This is a genomic window from Pseudomonas frederiksbergensis (assembly GCF_003732665.1).
Classification (GTDB): Bacteria; Pseudomonadota; Gammaproteobacteria; order Pseudomonadales; family Pseudomonadaceae; genus Aquipseudomonas; species Aquipseudomonas frederiksbergensis_G.
This window is the reverse complement of sequence record NZ_MOBP01000146.1, coordinates 1-398: the sequence shown is the minus strand read 5'-3', so window position 1 is coordinate 398 and position 398 is coordinate 1. Positions and strand designations below refer to the sequence as shown.

The 398-nt window shown below is 61.1% G+C and carries 1 protein-coding gene and 1 pseudogene; both read right to left on the bottom strand.

Going from position 1 to position 398, the window contains the following annotated elements; translation table 11 throughout:
• A pseudogene (locus BK665_RS33550) lies at positions 1-116 on the bottom strand (flagellar biosynthetic protein FliR); the annotation flags it as partial.
• Positions 117-120: 4 nt separating this feature from the next.
• On the bottom strand, positions 121-390 hold the full coding sequence (gene fliQ / locus BK665_RS33545) for a flagellar biosynthesis protein FliQ (RefSeq protein ID WP_011059988.1): 270 nt from the start codon (positions 388-390) through the stop codon (positions 121-123).
• Positions 391-398: the final 8 nt, after the last annotated feature.

The following is a 398-nucleotide window of genomic DNA, read 5'->3' as shown; positions in this document are numbered from 1 at the left end:
AGGGTGGTCCCGAAGACCGGCATCACCATCAGCAGCGAGGTGACCCGGAACAGCGGCAACATGAAGCTCGCCACCCAGGTACCGATCTGGGTGTCGGTCAACGCCAGCAGGGACATGGGCTCAGCCGATCAACTGCGGAATACTGCCGTACAACTGACGGATGTATTCCATGAAGGTTTGCACCAGCCAGGGCCCGGCGACAATCAGGGTCACCAGCATCACCAGCAGGCGCGGCAGGAAGCTCAGGGTCTGTTCGTTGATCTGGGTGGCAGCCTGGAACATGGCCACCATCAGGCCCACCAACAAGCTGGGCACCACCAGCACCGCCACCATCATGGTGGTCAGCCAGAGCGCTTCGCGAAACAGGTCTACCGCGACTTCCGGAGTCATTGTCGATC